Source organism: Corynebacterium sp., from assembly GCF_030826625.1.
Classification (GTDB): domain Bacteria; phylum Actinomycetota; class Actinomycetes; order Mycobacteriales; family Mycobacteriaceae; genus Corynebacterium.
The window spans coordinates 21,878-29,382 of the sequence record NZ_JAPJNQ010000020.1; the positions used below are offsets into that span (position 1 = coordinate 21,878).

The window sequence follows — 7,505 nt, forward strand, 5'->3', positions numbered from 1 at the left end:
TCAGGAGTGTTGTCAAAATACCGTAACTGAAAGCAGTTTGCAACAAGGCTTAAGGTTCCCGGTGTGTCATACAGAAATTATGGAGAAATGGCCCCACCCGTGGAGAAAGTGTTTTAGCTCTTCACTACTTTCCCCACTTCGGCAATCCCGGCATGTTCTGCGCAAAGAAGTTTGCAACCTGCGGCTGCAATTCGAAGAACAATGCAACCATACGGGCAATGAACACAATGCCCAGAACTGGTGCTAGCAAGTGAACCGGGTTGAAGTTGGAGAAGAAGTTTTGCAATGACCAACCGCCTGGCTTGGACTGGTTATCCGGTTGCTTTTCTGGCTGCTTCGGAGGCTGTGGCTTTGCAGGATTCTCAGGTTTCTTCGGGGCGTCTGGCTGTTTCCCATTGCCTGGCTTTTCCGGTTGGCTCGGCTTCGGATCTTTCGGAGCGTCTGGATCTTTCGGAGCTTCCGGCTTAGTCGATTCTTCTGGTTGCTTCGGAGCTTCCGGTTCAACGGGTTTTGGACCCTGCGGCTTTAACTCACCATCTGGTTTCCCAGGTGCTGGTTCGGGCTCAGCCGGGCGCCCCTCAGGCTTGCTTTCCTGCTCTGCTGCTGGTTTCTGTGCCTTGCAGGTCTCCAAAGCTTCGTTGCCCACCGTAATGACAAACTCCTGGCTTTCGGACTTCATCTCACGGCCGTCTTTACCCTTCGCACTGTAATTAGCATCGAAGGTATAAACCCCCGGCTTGGAAAATCCCCAGTGGATGTGAGTGTGTGAGGCAAAGCTTGACTCAATCGAATGATCGTTCTTAGTTGAATCAGACAAGACCGTCGGCGCCTCACCCAATCGTCCATCAATAAATGTTCCCCAGGTTGCGTCTTCCGGCACATCACGCGGCTGCAGATTGAGCGAGACTTCCCCATCAATCTTGTTAAAATCAATCGCTTCAGTGTTATAACCCGGCCAAATCACACCGGGACGCTGTGATTGTGGCAAGTGGTAGAAGCCGTCATCCTGCTTACCAAGAAAATCAAAGTCCGTACCCTGGTGGGCTGCCCGTCGAGTCTGCTTGGTGTTATCACCCACCACCAGGGCCACATCGCGCAACGCGCGCTCGACACTCTTTTTCTCAACCAACCGAGTGTCATCTTTCAGGCTGATATCGAACCCGTCGCCCTTGCGCTTCGCCAAAATATCAACATGCCCGCGGTCCAGTAAGTGCTTGTCGACGCACATGCCACGACCCTGCTGCGAAAGCGCAGGCCCGTCGGGTGCTCCTGGATTCTCTGGTACCCCCGGTGTCTTCGGCGTTTCCGGAGACTCAGGGGTTTGCGGATCCATTGGCACATCTGGAGACTCAGATGGCTTTTCTGCAGGTGGCTGTTCACCGACACCATCAGAAGCACCCGGTACGCTTTCCGATGCTCCAGGGAGGTCGCCGAAGTGCACGGTACCTTCGTAAGAGTTACCACGGATAAACTTTTCAGTAATTGCCCCTCGAGCATTAGCTAGCCCATAACCAGGGTGCGGAATAACGTTCATGAACAGCACGCCTTCACGTGGTGCATACGTCTTATCGATCGTCACAAAGCCTTTGCCATTAACGATAGCGCCTTCTAATGGTAAGTCAGCGTAACCACCTTCCGTATCCTTCATCGTGCTATAGACGCCACCGGTAAACGCACCTTGGAAATTCGGATCCTTGGCTTCTACGTAATAGGTGTCGGTTAGCCCATCACCGGAAACATAACGCACGTCAACATCTTTGCTGGCCAACTGGGTGCCGGGTTCTGGAGTTCGCAGATCCCGCTTATTATTACCCTTCGGCAATGCATCCGCATGCTGTGCACTGGTGGTTTCTTTCGACTCGCCGGCAGAATATGCTAGCGGTGCAGAAATCCACCGCGGAGCAGCTGCCCCTGCAACAGCCGCAGCACCCTCACCAGCGCCCTGAACAGTGGATTCACCGGTGACCACAGTATCCGGGGTGAAAACAGCCTGAATATTCGACTGCTTCGGACTCAACAGCTCATCCCAGGTTGCTTTGCCATTTTCCACGGCCAGGTCCGTTAAGAAATATCCGTCGACGAACAAAGTGACGGTACCATTCAGGCCTTCCTTACCCGCATCGAAGGTGATTGTCGAAAGCTTGTCGTCCCCACCCGCCTTTGGCTCGGATTTCGGTGCAATGGTTAGTCGGTAATTTGCCGCCGCAGTATCTCCTTGAGGAGCTTTGTTAAAACGATCTTCCAATGATTCGGTTGGAGTATCCAGTGGTCGCTGTCCGCCAACCTGAATTACCTGGGTACGCGGTTCTGAAGTGACGAATTTGCCGTCGTTGGTACGTGAGCTCACACGATACTGCAACTCATACCGACCCGGCTTAGTAAACAGCGTGTTTAAGTGCGTGTGCTCAGCAGGTTTGATCGAGATAGAATGCGATGACGACTCCGTTGTGCCAACCACGCGTGCAAGATTGAAAACGTCGTTTGGGTTGTAATTGTACTGTTCCATATCCCCCGGGCCGTCGACGCTGATCAAATCCAGTGCGACACGACCATTTTGTACATTGTCGACGTCGAGGTCACTCTCAGCGCCGAATCCGTACCAAATCGGCTTGTGATTGCTGCCGGTTGCACCACTAGGTGCTTGCACGTAGGTTTCACCCGGCTCGCCAATGAAAGCAAAATCGCCGTTATCGGGCAACGTAATTTGGTATTTCGACCTGGTTTTCGCTTCATCATCCCAGCCTTTGCCAATCCACAGGGCAGAATCGGCAAAAGCTGCTGTTGTTGATTGATAGTCACCGTCGATAATCTGATTGTATTTAGTACGAGCATCGAACTGCCCATCTTTACTAACCACATAAGGCGAATCAATGTGGCGTTCGGTCAAAATGATTTTGCCATCATCAGGTCCTGCCGAAGCAGCAGGGAGACCAGCAAACGCCGTGCTCAATGCCGCGGTTACTGCCACCGCGATACGAACCCGCGAACGACGCGATGCAGACACCGTAAAACGTCGCCCCTGGGCGCGCACGTCGGCTCGCGAGAAATCTGAAGTTTTCACTAATAAAACCTTTCTTATTGAAAGTCATTCCCAATGAGGTTAGTTAAAAATAACCCACCTGAAAATAGTTTGCAACAAGTCTGGGAACTACCTGCTTAAAGCAGCAAAACCGCACGGCTCAACAACCGCGCATACACCCATGCACCCATGCACCACCGTGACGCACATCAGGGCACAATAAAACCGGGCCCATCACCACCGTGATCAGCCCGGTCATCCCAAAAGATATTCGTGCTGTAGAAGCTGTAGAAAGCCGCTATACCGTGCAGTTTTAATAAAAATTCCGCACCTTGGCAAAGACTTCCGGCCACCGCTTTTCCAAACGCTTCGCGGCCGCAGCATGTCCCAGCCAAAGCCCAACCAGCGCAACAAACAGGCTCAGGACAACCCCAGCCCAGAACAACGTCGGCAAGCCGGACAGCCGTGTGACACCACCATCATCGAGGTTCATGCCAACAATCATCATGATAATCCCCGGCGCGAGCGGCAACCACACCAAGAACACAGATGCGAGCATCATGATCAGCGCTCCAACGGAAAAACCCGATTTATCCTTCATCGGGTTGGTGCCCGGCGCGGAAACCTGAAACGGATTCCACACTGCCAACAGCGCCGCCAACCCCGCATTCAGCAACACCGCCGAGCCCGCGATCACCGCGAGCACCACCACAGTGGTTAGCTCGGTACCCAGCATCGCCAAAACCACCAGGTAGATCACCAAGGTCGGCAGAGTCAGCAGCAACACTGCCTGCGTGCGTGCCCACAATAGCGTGCGCGGCGCCAGTCCAGCACTCATGTGCACCCAGTTCGACGGCCCGTCATAACCCAACGCATTCGCGGTCATACCCGCTGCAAACAACACGAAAAACAGCACCGCGACATAGGCCATACCAGACTGACCATTAGTCGCTCCCAGTGCCAGCACCATCACCAAAAACAGTGGCATGACCATCAGGCTGTAGGTAAAGCGAATATCGCGGCGCCAATACCGCAAGGTCAGAGAGAACACTGCCCCGCTTGCCGACGCCCGCACCCCCGGCAACAAGACACTTCCTGCCTCAGACCCGGTGGCTGCCGCCCCGGAATCGCCGGTCACGGTCTGCGCATTACGCCGCAGCGCCCAGCGCCACATGCGCCACGCCACCGCTACCGTCACTGCTGCAATCGCAGCCTGTAGCAGCGCGGTTACCCAGTGATCCTGCAGCACTGCGACCGCCGCACCTGGTGCCGCACCAAACGGAGTCCATGCCACAAGTGCCAGCAAAGTATCCCACGGCAGCGAAAACTCCGAACTGCCATTGACAACAACGTTGAAACCGAAGATCGCCACGATGAAGCCCAGGGCGCTAACCATCGCAATTTTCTCACTGTTCTTGCGGTTTCCTACGCTTCCCAGCAACTTTGCCAAGGCTTCCCCACCAGCAACCGTAATCACCAGTGAAACCAGCACAGCCGGTATCCACACCGCGATGCCCCATCCGCTGCCGTGCTGCACCAAACCAACGGCACCAAGCACGATCATCACCAATGAGTTAAAAATCGCCAGCACGCCCCGCACCGTCAACAGCGAGGTCACCGCCGTGCCCCGCAACATCACTGTTTCCGTCAGCGGCAGCACCGCCATTCGTGCGGGATCAACTTGGTTCTCTCCGGCCGGCATGAATAACGCTGCCAGCCAGTAGCCCACAGTGCCAGCAGCGAGGCTATAGACCATGGGCATGAAATTCCCATCGGCGGCCCCCAGCAGCGTAAATGCGCCGAGACCAACCAGCCCCATCAATGAATAAAACGCGACTATTATGGCGATGAAAATTTGCGAAGTATTCGTACTGAAATGCCGCTTCCACAATTTCCAGTGCAAGCTGGTAAATACTCGTAGCGACGGTTGCGCTGCTGTGTGGGTGATTGGTGCTGTGCGGGTCACTGCTGCGCCTCCTTATTGCTATCGGCAGCGTTATTGCTATCGACAGCGTCGACACTAGAGCTGCCCTGTCCCGCGCCAGCTAGCCACTCCAGTGAGCCTTCCGCCAAATGGCGCCCACCGACCAGTTCCACAAAACGCTCGCTCAAACTGGAACCAGCGCGCACCTCATCCAACGTGCCGTCGGCAAGCACCTGGTTCTTGCCGATCACCGCGACGTGATCACACAACGCTTCCACCGTTTCCATCACATGCGAAGACATAATCACCGTGCCGGAGCTGGCAACATAGGCTTGCAAGATCTCGCGGATGGTGGTCGCAGAAACCGGGTCGACGGCCTCAAAAGGCTCGTCGAGAATCAGAATATCCGGACGGTGCAACAGTGCCCCGGCCAGCAGAATCTTTTTGGTCATGCCTGCGGAATAATCGACGATCAACTTGCTGGAAGAATCAGCCAGGTCCAACGCATCCAGCAACTCACGGGAACGCTGCGCCACCGTGGGCTCGTCGATTCCGCGTAGAAGGCCCAGGTAATGCAAGTATTCCTGTCCGGATAGGCGATCAAAGACGGGCAAACCGTCGGCAAGCATCCCGTAAGCAGCTTTCGCAGAATTGGCCTCCGCCGTACTACCCCACACGTTGTGCCCACACACCAGCGCGGTACCGGCATCGGGGCGCAGCAGACCTGTAGCCATCAGCACGGTGGTCGTCTTACCCGAACCATTCGGGCCGACGAGGCCGTAAAAGCTACCGCGCGGAACCCGAAGATTAATATCCCGCACGACGACCTTGCCGCTGTAAGACTTGCTCAAACCTTGCAGCTGTAGCGCAGCATTTTCGTGTAGTGCGGCGTTCTGGTTAGGTCCTGATCCGGACGGCAGGTGAGAAGCAGATGATTCAGATTGCACAGAAGAACGCCCACCGGAGGCAGGACCGGCGGGCACTGTTGGGTCAATCATGATTAGGCTAGGCTTTCTACTTGAGATAATAGCTTCAACCCAAAGCCTAGCAACCCAGCAGAGAAATAAATAGGGTGCTGTGCGTATTCTCTGTAGCTTATGGCAGACAATTCATTCGCGGATTCACTCCAGAACGTTCTGGATAGCATCGACAAGTTCATTTGGAGCCAGTGGTTCCTCATTCCCCTGCTGTTATTCACTGGCTTGTGGCTCACGATCCGGCTGCGTGGCGTGCAATTTCGTAAACTCGGGGTGGCGCTGCGCCACGGCTTCATTGACCGTAATGACGCGGCTGGCGCAGGCGACATCACGCAATACCAGGCGCTAACCACTGCCCTCGCCGCCACCGTCGGCGTGGGAAATATCGTCGGTGTGGCCACGGCGATCTCCATTGGTGGGCCGGGTGCTCTGTTCTGGATGTGGATCACCGGGTTGCTGGGTATGGCCTCGAAGTATTCAGAGGCGTTTTTAGGTGTGCGTTTCCGTGTGGCCGATGCAAAGGGCAAAGTCTCGGGCGGCCCGCAGCGCTACCTCTCCCAGGGAATCCCCGGCGGGTTCGGTAAATTCTTGGCCTGGTTCTTCACCATCGCAGCGATCATTGCTTCGTTCGGTATTGGAAACCTCACCCAGGGCAATGCCGTCGCCGCTGGTTTGGAAAACACCTTTGATGTGAGTCCCACGGTTACCGGTGTCATCATGTTCGTGCTTATCGGTGCGGTTCTGCTTGGGGGCATCGGCTCTATCGGCAAGGTCACTTCGGCTTTTGTTCCATTGATGATCATTATTTACCTGACCGGCGGGATCATTGTGCTGGTCATGCACGCCAGCGAAATTCCGGCGGCTTTCGCCATGATCTTTAACGACGCGTTCACTGGTACCTCTGCCACCGGCGGGTTCCTCGGGGCGGGAATAATCCTGGCAATGCAGATGGGTGTCGCCCGCGGTATCTTCTCTAACGAATCCGGCATGGGTTCTGCGGCGATTGCTGCCGCGGCTGCCAAGACCACGCACCCGGTGCGCCAGGGCTTGGTTTCTATGACCCAAACCTTCATCGACACCATCATCGTGGTCACCATGACCGGACTAGTCATCGTGACCACCGGGGTGTGGGAAGCCGGCGAGAGCAATGCAGCCAACATGACTGCCGACGCATTTAGCGCAGGCATCGGCTCCGATTGGGGTGGCACGATCGTCTCGCTGTCGGTGGTGTTCTTCGCGTTTTCGACGATCCTGGGTTGGTCCTATTACGGAGAGCGCAGCGCCGAGCGGGCCTTCGGCGCCTGGGCTTCTGTTCCCTACCGCATGGTGTTTACCTGCGTAATCTATGTCGGCGCAACCACCGAGATTGGCTTGGCGTGGACCTTCGCGGATATCGCGAACGGTCTGATGGCAATACCAAACCTGATTGGCCTGCTGCTGTTATCCGGGCTCGTCGCCCGTGAGACGAAGGCCTATTTAGATTTCGATCCGACGCTGCGGGCGCAGCCGGTGGATATAGAAAACTTCCTCGTGCAGACGAAAAACCCCTGGCGCAGTAGGTTTTAACCGACACGCAATGCTGCTA

Annotated in this window: 4 protein-coding genes; 1 reads left to right on the forward strand and 3 read right to left on the reverse strand. The window is 55.5% G+C overall.

What is annotated here, in order from left to right; all coding sequences use genetic code 11:
• Positions 1-124: 124 nt before the first annotated feature.
• From RCH87_RS04075 to RCH87_RS04085, 3 genes are all read right to left on the reverse strand, one after another.
• A complete protein-coding gene (locus RCH87_RS04075) occupies positions 125-3,061 on the reverse strand; it encodes a choice-of-anchor M domain-containing protein (RefSeq protein WP_306515465.1) in 2,937 nt (978 codons plus the stop codon).
• 271 nt (positions 3,062-3,332) lie between these two features.
• Positions 3,333-4,985 (reverse strand): hypothetical protein, encoded by a 1,653-nt coding sequence (locus RCH87_RS04080; protein WP_306515466.1) that lies wholly within the window; start codon positions 4,983-4,985, stop codon positions 3,333-3,335.
• Complete coding sequence (locus RCH87_RS04085) at positions 4,982-5,941, reverse strand: ABC transporter ATP-binding protein (RefSeq protein WP_306515467.1); 960 nt, start codon at positions 5,939-5,941, stop codon at positions 4,982-4,984. The genes RCH87_RS04080 and RCH87_RS04085 overlap by 4 nt, the downstream gene beginning before the upstream one ends.
• 99 nt (positions 5,942-6,040) lie before the next feature.
• On the opposite strand from RCH87_RS04085, the gene RCH87_RS04090 reads away from it, so the two are divergent.
• The gene (locus tag RCH87_RS04090; RefSeq protein ID WP_306515468.1) at positions 6,041-7,486 is read left to right on the forward strand and encodes a sodium:alanine symporter family protein; all 1,446 of its coding nucleotides are present in this window, start codon (positions 6,041-6,043) and stop codon (positions 7,484-7,486) included.
• Positions 7,487-7,505 lie beyond the last annotated feature (19 nt).